Genomic DNA, 704 nt, shown 5'->3' with positions numbered 1-704 from the left:
TGCGAGTTTGCACAAGCTCTGGGTCTTGGCATCACGTTTCATCGTGCGTTTGATCAATGCCGCAATGCAGAACAAGCGTTGGAAGATATCATCTATTTAGGTTGTGAACGTATTCTGACTTCAGGCCTCGCTCCATCTGCACCAGCAGGCGAGAGCGTACTTAAATCTCTTGTGGAGCAAGCCCAAGGGCGCATTGCGATCATGGCCGGGGCGGGAGTGAATGCAGACAACGCCCGTGATTTAGTCAAAAACACGAACGTGCAAGAAGTCCATCTTTCAGGCAAAACCACACGCCCTAGCCAAATGACCTTTGTTGCTGAACAAAGCAAAATGGGCGCTTCAGATGTCGATGATTTTGCGATTCCTATTACCAGTACTCAAGTCATCGCCAACGTCGCAGCAGCTCTCAAATAACACACTCGAAATCCCCACTTCCTACGTTGAGTGCTAACATATTGAGCATCAAGGAGTGAGGAACGAATAATGTCTAAGCTAAAGAAAAAGGAATACGAACAAGAGCTTAAAAAGCTGCAGGTCGAATTGGTAAAGCTGCAAGAATGGGTTAAACACAAAGGACTAAAAGTCGTCGTTCTGTTTGAAGGCCGTGATGCCGCAGGCAAAGGCGGCGTAATTAAGAGAATTACGGAAAAGTTAAATCACCGAGTTTGCCGCGTAGTGGCATTGCCCGCACCGACTGAAAAAGA

Annotated in this window: 1 protein-coding gene and 1 pseudogene; both read left to right on the top strand. The window is 47.3% G+C overall.

Features of this window, described 5'->3' with window-relative positions:
• Positions 1–414: copper homeostasis protein CutC (locus R8O11_RS27755; RefSeq protein ID WP_318194939.1), on the top strand; the 414-nt coding region annotated here is incomplete at its 5' end.
• A 69-nt stretch (positions 415–483) separates the two neighbouring features.
• Positions 484–704 (top strand): annotated as a pseudogene (locus R8O11_RS27750) (polyphosphate kinase 2); the annotation flags it as partial.

The organism is Vibrio sp. 1288 (genome assembly GCF_033344475.1).
Note: the sequence above shows the minus strand (reverse complement) of the source record. Positions and strands in the feature narration are given on the sequence as shown.